We start from the raw sequence: 16,336 nt of genomic DNA, 5'->3' as shown, positions 1-16,336 counted from the left end.
ATTACCTCCAAATGAAATATAGGGCTACTAGTGTGGTTACCATGCCAAGGAACCAAACCGTTTTAAAATACCATTTTCGAGTCTTGTGATGAAAGGTCATTCCTGCTAGCCATGCACCAAAACCACCACAGAAAAGTGCTATCGTCAAGAGAATCTTCTCTGGGATCCGCCAAGCACCTCTCCTTGCCTTGGATTTGTCGATTCCATAAATGATGAAAATTATGACATTCCAAATCAAGAGGGTAAGCGTGATTCCTTCATTTATCTTCATAGTCTTTCAATGATGGCTTCCGTCATTTCCTTGGTAGAAGCCTTTCCTCCTATATCTCTCGTTAAAATTCCTGCTGCCAAACTGGCTTCTACAGCATGCTCGATACGCTCTGCATCCTCATAACGTCCAAAGCTGTCTCTCAGCATCATGGCAACTGACAAAATCATAGAGATAGGATTGGCAATTCCTTGACCTGCAATATCAGGTGCCGAACCGTGAATAGGTTCATAAAGACTTGGGCCTTTTTCAGAATGACTGGCTGATGGCATGACGCCAAGTGTGCCTGATAAAACGCTTGATTCATCAGATAAGATATCTCCGAAAAGATTTTCCGTCACGATGACATCAAACTTGGCAGGATTGGTAATCATAAGCATGGCAGCTGAGTCCACCAACTGGTGTTCCAAGGTCACATCTGGGAAATCCTGAGCGACTTCCTCAGCTACTCTCCGCCAGAGTTTTGAAGTCGCTAGAACATTTTGCTTGTCGATGCTGGTAAGGATTTTTCTCCGATTTCTTGCGATTTCAAAGGCTTCTCGAAGAATCCGCTCCACTTCCTCATAGCTGTAGTCGTTGATATCACGCGCTTTGCGCTCTTCTAGGATATGATCTCCAAAGTAGATCCCACCTGTCAACTCACGCACCACGACAAAGTCTACACCAGCAATTCGTTCCGATTTGAGAGGTGACAAATGCTTGAGACTGTCAAAAATCTTAACAGGCCTAATATTGGCATAGAGATTGAGTTCCTTACGAAGAGCCAGCAAGCCTTGTTCAGGGCGAATCGTTGCCCCATCATACTGGGGACTACCGATAGCCGCAAGGAGAATAGCATCTGCTTCTCTACTTGCCTTGAGGGTTTCATCAGGTAAGGGATGCCCCGTAGCATCAATACCTGCACCTCCAAAGGTGCGTCTATCTATTTCATAGTCAAAACCTGTTTTTGAAGCTAGAGCTTCCAGAACTGCTAAACCAGCTTCAATGATTTCTGGACCAATTCCATCCCCTGCTAGAGCTACTATTTTTTTTGTCATAGCCTTCTCCTTTACACACTAGGCATATCGCGGTAGGAAACACTACGCCCCATCTCACCAGCATTCTCCTTTTGAACAAAGGTATTGGCATTGATGTAGGCAATAGCCGAAGCCTTCAGTACATCGAAATCAAGCCCTGCTGCGTTAAAGATGGTCTCTGTATCTCTATTTTCAACAGTGACCAATACCCGAGCCTGAGCATCGATCCCATCTGTCACCGCATCAATTGTGTAAGACACCAAGCGAACGGATTGATTGAAGAACTTATCGATAGCGTTGAAGATAGCCTCAACAGAACCTTGTCCTGTCGCATTAAACTCAACCTTCTCACCATCCATATTAGCAAGGCTGACAATTGCTTCAATGTCTTTATCCGCATGGGTTTGAAGTTGTAAATCATCAAAGTGGAATCCTTCTGGGTTTTCAACCATGATTCCAGCTACCAGAGCACGAATATCTGCATCTGTGATTTCTTGCTTTTTGTCCGCTAGTGCCTTGAACTTAGCAAAGAGTGGTTTGATGTCTTCTTCAGTAAAGTCTAGGGCCAATTCCCTTAGTTTTTCTACAAAAGCGTGGCGACCGGACAATTTTCCAAGCGGAAGACTGTTACTCTTGACACCAACCAATTCAGGTGTAATGATTTCATAGGTAAGAGGATTTTTAAGAACCCCATCTTGGTGAATACCCGATTCATGAGAGAAGGCATTTCCTCCAACAACCGCCTTGTTTTTAGGAACTGGAATACCTGAGAAGCGAGAAACCATTTCTGACATATTGATGGTTTCGTTTAGGATAATGCTTGTCTCAGCTTGGTAGTAATCTTGGCGAATATTAAGCGCCACTGCAATTTCTTCCAAAGCAGCATTGCCAGCTCTCTCCCCGATACCATTGATGGTTCCTTCGACTCGTCCTGCTCCATTCTTAACAGCAGCAAGGCTATTAGCTACTGCCATTCCGAGGTCATCGTGACAGTGAGGCGAATAGATGATCTGACGATCGGTCTTGACATTCTCAATTAAGCATTTGAAGATGGCACCATATTCCTCTGGCGTAGTAAATCCAACCGTGTCAGGGATATTGATGTAGGTCGCACCTGCATCCACAGCTGTCTGCACAACTTGCAAGAGGAAATCCAACTCTGTTCTGGTCGCATCCTCTGGAGAAAATTCGACAATTTCAAACTTAGAACGAGCATAAGAAACATGTTCACTGATTGCTTCCAAAATCTCTTCCTTGCTCTTATTGAGCTTATACTTACGGTGAATCGGACTAGTCGCGATAAAGACGTGAACCTGAGGATACTTGGCATCCTTGAGCGCCTCGTAACAAGCATCTATATCAGACTTGACCGAACGTGCCAAACCTGTCACCGCTGTTTTCTTCAAGACCTTGGCAATCTCCTGAACTGCTGTAAATGAATCTGGACTCGCCGCTGGAAAACCAGCTTCGATAGCCGAAATCCCCCATTTCTCCAGCTGTCTTGCAATGGCGACCTTTTCCTTGATTGAAAAGTTAACGCCTGGTGTCTGCTCACCATCACGGAGACTGGTATCTAGAAACTCAACTCTACGCATGAGAATTCCCCCTTCAAAATTTCAGTATAGAAAAAACATCTCGCTCGGAAACCCAAGCGAGATGTTGATTTACTCCCGCTTGGTAAGCCAAACAGGACTAATGCTTCTGCACTAGCCCGAGTACCTCAACAACAAAGCAAATTGATTAAACTTAGCTGTTTTCATGTTTGACTTTCTCCTTCGTTTGATGTCTTGTTAAGTATTTTAGCATAGGAAAAATCTCTTGTCAAGAAAAAATCCAATATTTTCTGAAAATTTCTTCAGTAAAGAATATTTTGCTAATTGAAAGTATTTGAAAACACAAGGGAATTTCCTTACTTTTTCAATGTCAAATTCCAACTGATTTCTAGCAAATCTAGAACTTCGTTATCCGATAAACTATCATCAAGAGCAAGACTAATCCAGTAGCGTTTGTTCATATGAAAGGCAGGGTAAATACCCTTTTGTGAGAGTAAGTCAGTAACGCAGTCATGTTTGAGGTTGACGGCTTCCACTTGCCCTTCTCTCCCCTTATCTAGCCTATCCCAAGGAATTCTCATTAAAACAGCATACCACTTTTGACTATCTTCACGACGTAATACCGCTGTATCAGGAGATTTCTCCCACAGATATTCCAACTGATTGCCATATTTTTCTTGAACTTGTTCCATAATGCGCTTAGTCTGAGGGCAGATAAAATTCTGCACGTCAAAACAAGCCTTCCGAATCTGATAGAGAATCTCCAAACAAGCCTCACGAACACTTCCAACAAAAGACCCTCTCATGCTTTCCATATGGACTTGAGGATAAAGGTCACCAGTCTCCTGATCAAAAACTTGAAAGCTCACATTATCCGTTGTGATGGACACAGTCATGACAAAGTCGCCATCCAAGATCTGGAAACTGTAGGCCCAGACTCCCTCATTTTCTATAAAACCGTAAGCACTGGCTTTTTCTTGATTCAACTGATAGGATTTAAAAATTTCAAACATAAGTGAAAACTGCTACCCAAAGCTAGCAGTTCCTTTCTATTTTTTAAAAGACAACCTTAGTACCGTGCAATTGAGTCACGCCCAGTTGGTCGATAAAGGATTGACGGTTGTCCAAGTCAATCCCTCCGCCTGGTAAGATTTCAATTTTACCTTTTGCATGTTCCAAAATTCTGTGATAGTGGGCAAAACGTTTTTCTAACGAGTCACCAGATACGCCAGCACGAGTCAAGATACGAGTGACACCAGCTTGGCTGAGCCAGTCAATAGCTTCCAACTGGTCTTCTTCGCTCAATTCATCAAAGGCCATGTGGAAGACAATTTCCATTCCTTTTGATGCGGCAATTAACTTCTCTAGATTAACCTTATCCAACTTTTTATCAGCAGTTAAAGCACCAAAGACGACCCCTTGACTACCTGCTTGAGCAGTTAAACGAATGTCTTCTAGCATGATGGCAATTTCAAGATCAGTATAGACAAAATCGCCACCACGTGGACGAATCATGGTCATAATGGTCGTATCGTAGTTAGCTGCTAATTCAACAGCTGCCTTGGTTACTCCATAGCTTGGTGTTGTCCCGCCAACGGCTAAATTATCACAGAGTTCGATTCGACGAGCCCCAGCCTGCATCGCTTTTTCAAGCAAGGTCACATTTTCAGCACAAAATTCGTAAATCATTTGATTCTCCTTGAAGATTACTTTTAATTTATTATATCATATTATTTAAATATGCTTTCATTTTTATCAAGGAAAATAACTACTATTTTTATCTATTCTTTGTCAGGAATGACTTTAAAGAGATAGTAGGTGATAAAGATAGTCAAGGCTCCCAGACCGATTTTGACTGGCAAAAGAGGGGCAAAATAGATAGAAATCCCCATCAAGATATAGATAGATACGATGATTTTTTTCTTTCGTTCTCGCGCTATTGACTTGGTCTCGCGAAAGTCAGCTACATAAGTCTGATAGAGCTTGGTGTGATAAAGCCAGTCTTCAAATCTCTTTGAAGACTTGGAAAAGCAAGCAATTGATAGCAAAAGGAAGGGCGTTGTTGGCAAGAGGGGCAAGACAACCCCAACAAGAGCCAAGGCTAAAGAAATAAAACCAATAACTAGGTAAATAATACGCATGTCTTCTCCTAATTGAAATAATCTTCTACTAGTTTCCCACAAAGTGAGGAAATTTGTCAAGCTTCAAGTAAAAAGAGCCTGAAATTTATTTTCAGGACTCTTCGTGTTATTTAATTTTTTCTTCTTCGTAGTCGCCATTACTACATACAACCTGCTTGCCACCACCACGGACCTTTTTCTCCACGAGGAAGTGTCCGCATTTTGGACAATCACGTCCAATTGGTTTGTCCCAGGAAGTAAATTCACATTCTGGGTAACGATTGCAACCATAGAAGATACGATTGCGCTTGGTTTTGCGTTCGATGATTTGTCCTTGATGACAACTTGGACACTCGACTCCAATCTCTTTGACAATCGCTTGTGTGTGACGGCAGTCTGGGAAATTGCTACAAGCATAGAATTTACCAAAACGGCCTAGCTTAATCACCATTGGACTACCACAGACCTCACAGTCAAATCCAGCTGGCTCATCCTTGATCTGAATTTTTTCCATTTCAGCTTCAGCCTTGGCTACATCTTTGGAGAATGGTTTGTAAAATTCGTCAATAACACGTTGCCACTGTTCTTTTCCAACCTCGACATCATCCAGTTTTCCTTCCATTTCAGCTGTAAAGGTCACATTTACGATGTCTGGGAAATATTCAACGATGAGCTTGTTAACGATTTCTCCTAATTCTGTTGGTTCAAAGCGTTTGGCTGCCAGACGAACATAATAGCGTTTCTGAATGGTTTCAATGGTCGGAGCATAAGTTGAAGGACGTCCAACACCATTTTCTTCCAAGGTCTTGATAAGAGTCGCTTCCGAATAGCGAGCTGGCGGTTGGGTGAAATGTTGTTCTGGCTTGCTATTGACCTGCTTGACCACATCTCCTACTGCCATATCTGGCAACATCTTGTTCTTGTCAGAGTCATTGTAAATAGCAAGATAACCATCGAACTTCACTTGACTACCATTAGCTGCAAATTGAACCCCATTTTGAGAGAGCTTAACAGCCATGGTATCAAAGATAGCGCCTGTCATCTGGCTAGCCACAAAACGGTTCCAGATAAGGGTGTAGAGCTTGAGCTGGTCTTTGTCCAAGTACTTAGCGATGCTTTCAGGTGTGTTAAAGACACTAGATGGACGAATGGCTTCGTGGGCATCTTGAGCACCTGAAGCATTCTTGACCTTGCTACCATGCTTGGAATACTTGCTACCAAAACGGTCGTTGATGTAGCTTGCTGCTTCATTCTGAGCCACAGGACTGATACGAGTAGAGTCTGTACGCATATAGGTAATCAAACCTTGCACGCCTGTACCGATATTAATCCCTTCATAAAGCTGTTGAGCAACCATCATGGTCTTACGAGTACGGAAGTTGATTTTATTGGCAGCGTCCATCTGCATGGTTGAGGTCGTATAAGGTAGGGGCGCATTGCGTTTGCGCTCCTTCTTATCTACCTGATCCACTGTAAAATCTTTACTCGTTAGATGGGACAAGACTTCTTTGACCTCTTCATTGGTGGTCAATTTCATCTTTTTGCCATTCATACCATAGAAAGAAGCTTGAAATTGCTTGGTTCCCTTCTTAAAGACACCATCAATTGTCCAGTATTCTTCCGGTTGGAAGGCATTGATTTCATTTTCACGGTCAATGATGAGCTTAAGGGCAACAGACTGCACGCGTCCTGCTGATAAGCCCTTCTTGACCTTTTTCCACAAAATTGGCGAAATCGAATAGCCTACCAAGCGGTCCAAGACACGACGAGCTTGTTGGGCATCGACCAAGTCCATATCAATCTTGCGAGGTTCTTTAAAAGCATTTTTCACTGCGTCCTTGGTGATTTCATTAAAGACCACACGATTGGCATCATTCTCATCCAAATCGAGAATATGAGCCAAATGCCAGGAAATCGCTTCTCCTTCACGGTCCGGGTCACTCGCAAGAAAGACTTTATTGGCCTTTTTAGCTTCTTTTTTCAAGTCATTAATGAGAGGACCTTTTCCACGGATATTGATATACTGCGGTTCATAGTTGTTTTCAATGTCGACAGACATACTGGATTTTTTCAAATCACGGATATGCCCGACACTGGCTAGAACCTTGTAATTTCGTCCTAGATACTTCTCAATCGTTTTCGCCTTGGCAGGCGACTCCACAATGACTAGATTTTTTTTAACTGTTGATTTTTTCTTCTTTGTTGCCGTAGCCACACTATCACACCTTTTCAAAGTAATAAACTTTATAAAGTGTAAACCATTTTTCTATAGCTGTCAAGACTTAACTCCTATATATAGAAGAAAAGTTTAACTGAATAATCAATTTCTCCTTAAAATTCAAACTCTGCCAACACATCTTGACCACTAGTGACCAGTTTTGCTCCCTCTTGGATCAAGTGGTGGCAACCATCTGAATGGCCATCAAGAATGTTCCCTGGAATAGAAAAGACATCGCGTCCTTCCTCCATGGCGCGTTCACAGGTAATGAGACTCCCTGACCGCATCCTTGCCTCTGCTACTATAACTCCACGACACAATCCTGCAATGATACGATTACGGGCTGGAAAGTGAAATTTCAAGGGTTCTTCACCTGGACCGTACTCACTTAGCACTAGATGATGATTTCCAATGTAGTCCTGCAAGCGTTTATTAGCACGTGGATAAAAAACATCCAATCCTGTTCCAATGACAGCAATCGTTCTCCCTCCATTCTGGAGCGCAGCCATATGGGCAGCGGTATCGATTCCTTTTGCTAATCCACTAACCACGATTAACTCGTTTTCTAAACCTTGGATAATTTTCTGGATCGACTTAGCACCTTGACTCGAACAAGAACGACTCCCTACAAGAGCAACCTTTGGAAATTTCAACAAGTCCAGATTTCCTTTATAAAATAAGAGCGCTGGAGCATCATAAATCTCACTCAGATCCCAAGGATAACAGTCATCAAGAATAGAAAAGGATGGAAATTTTTGGAACTCCTTTTCCAACTGTGCATCATCTATCTGGAAATAGCGTTCCATAAAGACCGCAGGATTACGGCAACCTGATATTTCTGCAATATCACCTAACAAAAGTTCCTGCTCTACAGTCTCGTCATATTCAAGGACAGTTAAAATCTGTTGATTGGTCAGTCCAGCTTTGCGCAGTTTATAGATTTCATAGTTATCAATTTTCATAAGAAACTCCATTTCTATTTCTACTCTCTTATCTATTCGTAAAAATCATAAAAAGAAGACATGATAATCTGATTTTTACATTTATTCAGCTTTCGTATTTGATAGCTTGCGTTTATCAAAAATAGAAAAAACTCTTGAGAAAAATTCAAGAGTTTTCTATTTCTATTCTTCATCCATGCTCAAGACGCTGAGGAAGGCTTCTTGAGGAACTTCGACAGAACCAATCGCTTTCATACGCTTCTTACCAGCTTTTTGTTTTTCAAGAAGTTTGCGTTTGCGAGAAACGTCACCACCATAACACTTGGCCAGTACGTTTTTACGAAGGGCCTTGATATCCGTACGAGCCACAATCTTGTGGCCAATAGCTGCCTGAATTGGCACCTCAAACTGTTGACGAGGGATGATTTTCTTGAGCTTATCAACGATGAGTTTCCCGCGTTCGTAGGCAAAGTCCTTGTGGACGATAAAGCTAAGAGCATCGACCTTATCACCATTGAGAAGGATGTCCATTTTGACCAGCTTAGATGGGCGATACTCTGACAATTCGTAGTCAAAGCTTGCATAACCACGTGTCGAAGACTTGAGCTTATCAAAAAAGTCAAATACAATTTCAGCAAGTGGAATTTGATAGATGACATTGACACGATTGTCATCAATATAATCCATAGTCACAAAGTCCCCACGCTTGCGCTGAGCCAGTTCCATCACCGCTCCAACAAACTCCTGCGGTACCATGATTTGAGCCTTAACATACGGTTCTTCAATGGTCGCAATCTTAGTTGGATCTGGGAATTCTGATGGATTTGACACATCCATAGACTCACCGTCAGTTTGGTTAACCTTGTAGATAACAGAAGGAGCTGTCATAATGAGGTCAATGTTAAACTCACGCTCTAAACGCTCTTGGATAACATCCATATGGAGAAGTCCAAGGAATCCACAACGGAAACCAAATCCAAGAGCCTGAGATGTTTCTGGTTCAAATTGAAGACTGGCATCATTGAGCTGCAATTTTTCAAGAGCTTCACGAAGGTCATTGTACTTATTTGACTCAATTGGATAAAGACCTGCAAAGACCATAGGGTTCATTTGCTTGTAGCCATCTAGAGGCTCTGTGGCAGGATTGCTTGCTAGGGTCACTGTATCACCGACACGAGTATCTTGAACCGTCTTGATAGAAGCCGCAATATAACCAACGTCACCTGTGGCTAGGAAATCACGTCCTACTGCTTTCGGAGTGAAAATTCCGACCTCCGTCACATCAAAGGTCTTGCCATTGCTCATGAGCTGAATCTTATCGCCAGGTTTAACAACTCCGTCCATGACACGAACTTGGAGGATAACCCCACGATAAGCATCATAAACTGAGTCGAAAATCAAGGCTTTGAGTGGAGCTGAAACATCACCAGTTGGTGCGGGAACTTTCTCTACGATTTGCTCGAGAATTTCTTCAATACCAATACCAGCTTTGGCAGAAGCTAAAACTGCTTCGCTGGCATCTAGTCCGATGACATCCTCAATCTCTGTACGAACTCGCTCAGGATCGGCTGCTGGTAGGTCAATCTTGTTAATAACTGGAAGAATTTCCAAATCATTATCCAAGGCTAGATAAACATTGGCAAGCGTCTGAGCCTCAATCCCTTGGGCTGCATCGACCACCAGAATAGCTCCCTCACAGGCTGCTAGCGAACGCGACACTTCATAGGTAAAGTCCACATGCCCAGGTGTGTCAATTAAGTGGAAGATATAGGTCTCCCCATCTTTTGCAGTGTAATTGAGCTCAATGGCATTGAGTTTGATGGTAATCCCACGTTCACGCTCAAGATCCATACTATCCAGAAGCTGGGCTTGCATTTCACGACTAGAAACCGTCTCCGTCTTTTCCAGAATGCGGTCTGCCAGCGTTGACTTCCCGTGGTCAATATGGGCGATAATAGAAAAGTTCCGGATCTTCTCCTGTCGTTTTTTCAATTCTTCTAAATTCATGATTCTCTTCCTTTCAGGGTATCTATTTATTATAAATTGTTTTTAATATTTTGACAAGACCATACCCTGTAAGGAGTACTAATCTTCGGCGATAAAGCCGTCATTTTCAATAAAATAGTGTTCGGTCATGCCTTGGTCAGTAAAGACGATTCCATGAAGGACACCACCATAGACGGCTCCTCCATCCATCCCAACTTTGCCATCTTCTGTCACCCAAAGGTCAGCAGTACCTGGTTTCTGATCTAGTAGACCATAGACTGGTGTATGCCCAAAGACAATGTTTTTCCCAGTATGATTTTCGGCTTCGTGGAATGGTTTTCTGAGCCAGACCTTCTTGTAATCAGTCGTTTCATGCCAATCATCCAAGGTCAAATCAATACCAGCATGCACAAAGATATACTTGTCTGTCTCAACAACAAAAGGCATTTGACGAATAAATTCGACTAAATCTGCTGCTTCCGTCTCGACGCGTTTAGCGTCTTCAACTGCATCCACAGGTGCATCCAAGGGACGACCTAGGATAGAGTTAATAGTTGTATCACCACCATTTCGACGATAGTGGTCATAGCTTTCTTCAGGATTGTCCAACCAAGTCAGAAACATATACTCGTGGTTTCCTGATAGACAGATAGCCCCTTGATTGTCCACCAAGTCCTTAACCATTTCTAGAACACGTCGACTATCTTCACCTCGGTCAATCAAATCCCCTAGAAAGAGCAACTGGGTGTGACCATCCCATGTTTTGAGCAGGTCTTCCAGCATACCTGCTTTTCCATGGACATCTCCAATTACATAATAGTCTGTCATTTATTTCTCCCTCGTTTGCAATAATTCTCTCGCTTGGGTAAGGGCTGCTTCTGTTACATTCTCTCCTGCTAACATCTTAGCAACTTCCTCTACTCGTTCTTCTAAAGTCAAGAGACGAACTGTCGAAACAGTTGAATGTTCGTCACTAATCTTTTCAATAAAGAATTGATAATCCGCGATGGCAATTACTTGTGGTAGGTGAGAGATTGCTAAAACCTGACCATGTTGGCCAATCTTGTGAATCTTCTGAGCAATAGCTTGAGCAACACGACCTGAAACTCCCGTATCCACCTCATCAAAGACAATACTGGTCTTACCTTCCTTACGAGAAAAAGCAGACTTAATAGCCAACATCAGACGAGACAATTCCCCACCAGATGCCACCTTAACCAAAGGTTTAAAGTCTTCACCTGGGTTGGTAGAAATGTAAAACTCGACCGTTTCATTCCCCTCACGACTAAATTTGCCCTTGCTAAAGCGAACTTGAAATTGAGCCTTCTCCATATAAAGATCTTGCAGTTCTTGTTTTATCTCTGCTTCTAGCTGCTGGGCCAAGTCATGGCGAGCTGAAGCAAGCTGACTTGCCAACGCAACAAGATTGACTTCCAATTTCTTAAGCTCTGCTTCCATGTCTTCGGAGGAAAGGTTATTTCCTGTCAAGAGATTGTACTCATCCGTAATTTTAGTAAAGTAAAGCAAGACCTCATCTACAGTCCCCCCATACTTACGTGTGATCGTGTTGAGCAAATCTAAGCGATTTTCAACCTGCATGAGTCGATTTCCATCAAAATCTAGATCTTCGATGATATCTTCCAAACGCTTGGTAATATCTTCTAAGACATAGTAGGTCTCTGATAGAGAACTTGAAATTTCACGGTATTCAGGGTCGTATTCTTCGATACTTTCCATGTCATTCATAGCGGAACGAACATTTGCTAGGCTGGAGAATTCCTCATTGTCCAACATAGTGTAGGCATTTGTCAAGGTATCTGCTATATTCTTGTGGTTGAGGAGTTTGTCCCTTTCTTGGTTGAGACTAATATCTTCCCCAGATTGCAAATTTACCGCCTCAATCTCTGCCATTTGAAATTCCAACATCTCAATGCGAGACTTGTGTTCCTGCTGATTTTTCTTGACTTCAAGAACTTGTTTACGCATTTTGCGATAGGCGTCAAAGCTTGTCTGATAGGCTTGTTTCAACTCAAAAAATGCTGCATCACCAAATTCATCCAACATTTGGATATGAAGTTGCGGACGCATTAACTCTTCTTGGTCATGTTGTCCATGAATGTCGACAAGATGCTGGCCGATTGCACGCAGGACAGAAAGATTGACCATCTGTCCATTGACGCGACTAACACTTCGCCCATTTTGAAGAATTTCACGACGAATGATAATCTCATCCCCCAATTCTAAGCCTTGCTCCTCAAAAAGTTCTTGCAAAGAACGACTATTCTCAACAGAGAAAAGCCCTTCAATCTCAGCCTTAGGAGCACCATGACGAATGACATCCGTAGCCGCTCTAGCTCCTAGCATCATGTTCATGGCATCGATGATGATTGATTTACCAGCACCTGTTTCACCAGTTAAGACTGTCATGCCTTTTTCAAAATTGAGCGAAATCGCCTCTATAATGGCAAAATTTTTAATCGAAATTTCAAGTAACATATCGACCTACCATTTTTTAACTTGTTCAGATATTTCCTTAGCTGCTTCCTCTGTTTTTGCCACAATCAAGATTGAATTATCATCCGCGATACAGCTAAAAATCTTATCAGAAAATGCTGCAACCAGCTGACCTTTCACAAATACTGTATTTCCCGGAATGACATTGAGGTTAAGCATGTTACCCATTACTTGAGAACCTTCGATGTTATTCTCAGCCAACTGCAAACTCTTCACAATTGATTTTGGCAATTCATAGATATAAGTGTTGTTTTTCAAAGGAATTTTAACAATACCAAGCTCTTTGATGTCTCTCGATACAGTAGCTTGAGTGGCAGAGATACCTGCTTCCTTTAAGTGCTCAACGATTTCTTCCTGTGTTCCGATTTGGTAATCTGTTACAAATCTTCTAATTTTTTCAAGTCTTTCTTTTTTATTCATCTTTAAATTCTCTATGTGCTCTCTCTACAACATTTTCTATTTCTGGGGCAACTTGATTACTTGCTCCATCTTCTTTTTTCAAATATGCTAAAAATTCGATGTTTCCATGTCCTCCTTGGATTGGTGAATAGTCTAATCCAAGCACAGAAAAGCCTTGCTCGACCGCCATAGCAGTGACTGATTCAAGGACATGTTGGTGAACCTTAGCATCGCGAATGATTCCATTCTTTCCAATTTGCTCCCGGCCTGCCTCAAACTGAGGTTTAACGAGAACTACCACCTGACCTTGATCAGCCAAAACTCGATGTAGGGCTGGTAAGATCAGACTAAGGGAAATAAAACTCACATCAATACTGGCAAAACTTGGTTTCTGCTCAAAGTCAGTCTTTTCTGCATAGCGGAAATTAAACTGCTCCATGCTGACAACCCGAGGATCTTGGCGCAATTTCCAGGCTAACTGATTGGTCCCAACATCCACCGCGTAGACGAGCTCAGCACCATTCTGCAACATGACATCGGTAAAGCCACCAGTAGAAGCCCCAATATCAATCGTGGTCGCCCCATCCACTGACAAATCAAAGACCTGCAAGGCCTTTTCCAGTTTTAGACCACCACGACTGACATACTTGAGTTTTTCACCTTTGAGTTTTAGCTCAATATCATCTGGGATTTTCTCTCCTGGCTTGTCAAAGCGTTCTCCATTAAGAACAGCCACAACAAGCCCAGCCATAACACCTCGCTTGGCTTGTTCTCGTGTCTCAAACAAACCCTGTTTATAAGCTAGTACATCCACTCTTTCCTTAGCCATTGATTCTCAAACTTTCTACTACTTTCACAATCGGCTCTGTTTCAAAGCTGACTTGCTGGGCAATTTCTTCTAACTTGGCATTAGCTTGATCCAAGGTTTGGTTACAAAATGCAATGGCCTCTTCCAAGCCCAACAAGGCTGGATAGGTTGACTTTTCTGCCTGCAAATCCTTTTGTGGTGTCTTGCCGATTTCCTCAAAACTAGCGGTCACATCTAGCACATCATCTCGAACTTGAAAGGCAAGGCCAATCAATTCACCCACAGTTTTCAATTTTGCTTGGATTTCAGGTGCCAATTCTGCTAGGATAGCTGCTGCTTGGAAAGGATAAGCTAGTAACTTACCTGTTTTATTGGCATGAATGGTCTGAAGTTCTTCCAAAGACAAATGTTGGTGTTCGCCTTCCATGTCCAAAACCTGCCCTGCAACCATTCCCAGACTTCCTGAAGCAAGGGATAAGTTGGCAATCAAGTCCACCTTGATCTGACTTGGCAAATCTGCCTGCGCTATCAAGGCATAGGGATCTAGGAACAAAGCATCTCCAGCCAAAATGGCCATCGCTTCGCCAAATTTCTTATGATTGGTCAACCTCCCTCGACGGTAATCATCATCATCCATGGCAGGAAGATCATCGTGAATCAAGCTCCCTGTGTGAATCATTTCCAAAGCCGCTGCCACTTGAGCATGTGCTGGTTGGATAACTACTTGCAAGGATTCCAGAACTTCTAACAAGAGAAAAGGACGAATGCGCTTGCCACCGGCATGAATGGAGTAGAGAACAGACTCTCGTAAACTAGAGGCAAACTGCTGGTCTCCATAAAAGTCTTCCAAAGCCGACTCCACAAGAGCTAATTTTTCTTGCTTCTTCATTCAAAATCACTTTCTGTTCCGTCTTCTTGCATGACCTTGACCAAGGTCTTTTCAGCCTTGTCCAAGGTTGCTTGGAGTTCTTTTGACAAGACCATACCCTTTTGAAAGGCCGCAATCGCATCTTCCAGAGCAATTTCACCATTTTCTAAACTTTGGACAATGGTCTCCAGTTCTGCTAGATTTTCCTCAAATTTCTTTTGTTTTGACATCTTTAACCTCTAATTCTACTTGACCATCTCGCATCAAAAGCGTCACTTGGTCTTTTTTCTTCAACTTCTCAACCGAATCTACTACTGACTCTTCTTTTTTGACAATTGCATAGCCACGCGCCACGATTCGACTGGTATCCAACATCAGCAAGGCTTCTGAAAGTCGCTTGACTTCAGCAACCTTGGCATCATAAACTAACGCCATTTGGCTACGGAGGAGCTTGTCCAACTGAGCAAGCCGATCCTGATAGCGTTGGATTTTGGTAACAGGTGATAATTGCACCAATTGGTGTGTCCTTGCTTGGACTAATTGCTTGTTATCGGAAATCTGTGTTCGCAAACTTTGTTTTAATCGCAGTTGCAGATGATCTAACCGCTGCAAATAGCCGTCATACAAGCGCTCTGGTTGTCTAAAGATAACAGACTGACTGCATTTTTTCAGAGCTTCTTTTTTTCTTGACAGGACATTTTGTACAGCTGTCGCCATCCGTTTTTCCTGATTTTGCAAATGGGTCAAAAGATCTAACTTAGTTACAGGTGTTGCCAGTTCTGCTGCAGCCGTTGGCGTTGCCGCCCGACGATCCGCTACAAAATCTGCCAAGGTCACATCCGTCTCATGCCCAACACTAGAAATGATTGGCAGACGAGATTCAAAAATAGCCCGTACCACAATCTCTTCGTTAAAGGCCCAGAGATCCTCGATAGAACCCCCACCACGACCAATGATGAGGACATCTAGATCCTCACGCTGATTGGCACGAGCGATATTCCGTGCTATTTCCTCCGCCGCTCCATCACCCTGCACCTTAGTCGGATAGAGAAGGATATCGACACCAGGAAAACGTCTGCTGACGGTCGTGATAATATCTCGAATAACAGCTCCACTACGACTGGTCACCACACCAATTCGCTTAGCAAACTGGGGAAGAGGTTGCTTGAACCTCTCTTGAAACAGACCTTCTTCCGTCAATTTTTTCTTGAGTTGTTCAAACTGAATTGCAAGCGCCCCGACCCCATCAGGTTCAGCCTTCTCAATGATGATAGAGTAGCTCCCGCTGGGTTCATAGACCTGCACACGCCCAATTACATTGATCTTCATTCCCTCTTCGAGGTCGAAACCTAATTTCTGATAAATCCCTGACCAGATGGTCGCTTGAATAACTGCATTGTCATCTTTTAAGGAGAAATATTGGTGAGTAGGTCGTTTACGAAAGTTGGAAACTTGACCAGTTAAATAGACCCGTTCCAAGTAAGGGTCTTTATCGAATTTCATTTTCAGATACTTGGTCAAAGTTGTTACCGATAAATACTTTTCCATCTCCACCTACTATTCATTTTCTTGCTTTTCCATGGGTATTATTATACCAAAAACATGCTTAAAAATCACCTTTTTCCTACCGAAACTAAAGGAAAAA

General features: G+C 42.6%; 16 protein-coding genes. All 16 read right to left on the bottom strand.

Annotation, left to right across the window (positions count from 1 at the left end; all coding sequences use genetic code 11):
• Position 1 precedes the first annotated feature (1 nt).
• The 16 genes from MK409_RS01955 to xseA all read right to left on the bottom strand — a co-directional run bounded on the left by MK409_RS01955 (position 2) and on the right by xseA (position 16,239).
• On the bottom strand, positions 2–271 hold the full coding sequence (locus MK409_RS01955; RefSeq protein ID WP_247931052.1) for a DUF1294 domain-containing protein: 270 nt from the start codon (positions 269–271) through the stop codon (positions 2–4).
• The gene (gene leuB, locus MK409_RS01950) at positions 268–1,305 is read right to left on the bottom strand and encodes a 3-isopropylmalate dehydrogenase (protein ID WP_268705145.1); all 1,038 of its coding nucleotides are present in this window, start codon (positions 1,303–1,305) and stop codon (positions 268–270) included. The genes MK409_RS01955 and leuB overlap by 4 nt, the downstream gene beginning before the upstream one ends.
• 11 nt (positions 1,306–1,316) lie before the next feature.
• The gene (locus tag MK409_RS01945) at positions 1,317–2,879 is read right to left on the bottom strand and encodes a 2-isopropylmalate synthase (protein ID WP_268705144.1); all 1,563 of its coding nucleotides are present in this window, start codon (positions 2,877–2,879) and stop codon (positions 1,317–1,319) included.
• Positions 2,880–3,193: 314 nt separating this feature from the next.
• Positions 3,194–3,850, bottom strand: a complete 657-nt coding sequence (locus MK409_RS01940; protein ID WP_268705143.1) for an MmcQ/YjbR family DNA-binding protein — start codon at positions 3,848–3,850, stop codon at positions 3,194–3,196.
• A 43-nt stretch (positions 3,851–3,893) separates the two neighbouring features.
• Positions 3,894–4,526 carry a copper homeostasis protein CutC gene (locus MK409_RS01935; protein ID WP_268705142.1) on the bottom strand — a complete coding sequence of 211 codons (633 nt, stop codon included), beginning with the start codon at positions 4,524–4,526 and terminating at the stop codon, positions 3,894–3,896.
• Between the two features lie 92 nt (positions 4,527–4,618).
• Positions 4,619–4,978: a YbaN family protein gene (locus tag MK409_RS01930; RefSeq protein ID WP_001220361.1), complete on the bottom strand. Its 360-nt coding sequence runs from the start codon at positions 4,976–4,978 to the stop codon at positions 4,619–4,621.
• A 106-nt stretch (positions 4,979–5,084) separates the two neighbouring features.
• Positions 5,085–7,172: a type I DNA topoisomerase gene (gene topA / locus MK409_RS01925; protein ID WP_268705141.1), complete on the bottom strand. Its 2,088-nt coding sequence runs from the start codon at positions 7,170–7,172 to the stop codon at positions 5,085–5,087.
• A gap of 116 nt (positions 7,173–7,288) precedes the next feature.
• The gene (dprA, locus tag MK409_RS01920) at positions 7,289–8,137 is read right to left on the bottom strand and encodes a DNA-processing protein DprA (RefSeq protein WP_268705140.1); all 849 of its coding nucleotides are present in this window, start codon (positions 8,135–8,137) and stop codon (positions 7,289–7,291) included.
• A gap of 162 nt (positions 8,138–8,299) precedes the next feature.
• The gene (gene lepA, locus MK409_RS01915) at positions 8,300–10,123 is read right to left on the bottom strand and encodes a translation elongation factor 4 (RefSeq protein WP_001047195.1); all 1,824 of its coding nucleotides are present in this window, start codon (positions 10,121–10,123) and stop codon (positions 8,300–8,302) included.
• A gap of 78 nt (positions 10,124–10,201) precedes the next feature.
• Positions 10,202–10,930, bottom strand: coding sequence for a metallophosphoesterase family protein (locus MK409_RS01910; protein WP_268705139.1), 729 nt, complete (start codon positions 10,928–10,930; stop codon positions 10,202–10,204).
• A complete protein-coding gene (recN, locus tag MK409_RS01905) occupies positions 10,931–12,598 on the bottom strand; it encodes a DNA repair protein RecN (protein WP_268705138.1) in 1,668 nt (555 codons plus the stop codon).
• 6 nt (positions 12,599–12,604) lie between these two features.
• Positions 12,605–13,036 carry an arginine repressor gene (locus MK409_RS01900; protein ID WP_001034393.1) on the bottom strand — a complete coding sequence of 144 codons (432 nt, stop codon included), beginning with the start codon at positions 13,034–13,036 and terminating at the stop codon, positions 12,605–12,607.
• A complete protein-coding gene (locus MK409_RS01895) occupies positions 13,029–13,844 on the bottom strand; it encodes a TlyA family RNA methyltransferase (RefSeq protein WP_268705137.1) in 816 nt (271 codons plus the stop codon). Before MK409_RS01895 ends, MK409_RS01900 begins: the two co-directional genes overlap by 8 nt.
• Complete coding sequence (locus MK409_RS01890; RefSeq protein WP_268705136.1) at positions 13,837–14,712, bottom strand: polyprenyl synthetase family protein; 876 nt, start codon at positions 14,710–14,712, stop codon at positions 13,837–13,839. Before MK409_RS01890 ends, MK409_RS01895 begins: the two co-directional genes overlap by 8 nt.
• Positions 14,709–14,921, bottom strand: coding sequence for an exodeoxyribonuclease VII small subunit (locus MK409_RS01885; RefSeq protein WP_000043226.1), 213 nt, complete (start codon positions 14,919–14,921; stop codon positions 14,709–14,711). Before MK409_RS01885 ends, MK409_RS01890 begins: the two co-directional genes overlap by 4 nt.
• A complete protein-coding gene (xseA, locus tag MK409_RS01880) occupies positions 14,899–16,239 on the bottom strand; it encodes an exodeoxyribonuclease VII large subunit (RefSeq protein WP_268705135.1) in 1,341 nt (446 codons plus the stop codon). Before xseA ends, MK409_RS01885 begins: the two co-directional genes overlap by 23 nt.
• Positions 16,240–16,336: the final 97 nt, after the last annotated feature.

The sequence above is a fragment of the Streptococcus oralis genome, assembly GCF_026782375.1.
GTDB classification, from domain to species: Bacteria; Bacillota; Bacilli; order Lactobacillales; family Streptococcaceae; genus Streptococcus; species Streptococcus oralis_CL.
This window is presented reverse-complemented; position numbering and strand designations above follow the sequence as displayed.

What these genes read in the sequence shown, in the direction of transcription:
- MK409_RS01955 (WP_247931052.1), bottom strand. Translation starts at nt 271, where the DNA reads ATGAAGATAAATGAAGGAATCACGCTTACCCTCTTGATTTGGAATGTC.
- leuB (WP_268705145.1), bottom strand. Translation starts at nt 1,305, where the DNA reads ATGACAAAAAAAATAGTAGCTCTAGCAGGGGATGGAATTGGTCCAGAA.
- MK409_RS01945 (WP_268705144.1), bottom strand. Translation starts at nt 2,879, where the DNA reads ATGCGTAGAGTTGAGTTTCTAGATACCAGTCTCCGTGATGGTGAGCAG.
- MK409_RS01940 (WP_268705143.1), bottom strand. Translation starts at nt 3,850, where the DNA reads ATGTTTGAAATTTTTAAATCCTATCAGTTGAATCAAGAAAAAGCCAGT.
- MK409_RS01935 (WP_268705142.1), bottom strand. Translation starts at nt 4,526, where the DNA reads ATGATTTACGAATTTTGTGCTGAAAATGTGACCTTGCTTGAAAAAGCG.
- MK409_RS01930 (WP_001220361.1), bottom strand. Translation starts at nt 4,978, where the DNA reads ATGCGTATTATTTACCTAGTTATTGGTTTTATTTCTTTAGCCTTGGCT.
- dprA (WP_268705140.1), bottom strand. Translation starts at nt 8,137, where the DNA reads ATGAAAATTGATAACTATGAAATCTATAAACTGCGCAAAGCTGGACTG.
- lepA (WP_001047195.1), bottom strand. Translation starts at nt 10,123, where the DNA reads ATGAATTTAGAAGAATTGAAAAAACGACAGGAGAAGATCCGGAACTTT.
- MK409_RS01910 (WP_268705139.1), bottom strand. Translation starts at nt 10,930, where the DNA reads ATGACAGACTATTATGTAATTGGAGATGTCCATGGAAAAGCAGGTATG.
- recN (WP_268705138.1), bottom strand. Translation starts at nt 12,598, where the DNA reads ATGTTACTTGAAATTTCGATTAAAAATTTTGCCATTATAGAGGCGATT.
- MK409_RS01900 (WP_001034393.1), bottom strand. Translation starts at nt 13,036, where the DNA reads ATGAATAAAAAAGAAAGACTTGAAAAAATTAGAAGATTTGTAACAGAT.
- MK409_RS01895 (WP_268705137.1), bottom strand. Translation starts at nt 13,844, where the DNA reads ATGGCTAAGGAAAGAGTGGATGTACTAGCTTATAAACAGGGTTTGTTT.
- MK409_RS01890 (WP_268705136.1), bottom strand. Translation starts at nt 14,712, where the DNA reads ATGAAGAAGCAAGAAAAATTAGCTCTTGTGGAGTCGGCTTTGGAAGAC.
- MK409_RS01885 (WP_000043226.1), bottom strand. Translation starts at nt 14,921, where the DNA reads ATGTCAAAACAAAAGAAATTTGAGGAAAATCTAGCAGAACTGGAGACC.
- xseA (WP_268705135.1), bottom strand. Translation starts at nt 16,239, where the DNA reads ATGGAAAAGTATTTATCGGTAACAACTTTGACCAAGTATCTGAAAATG.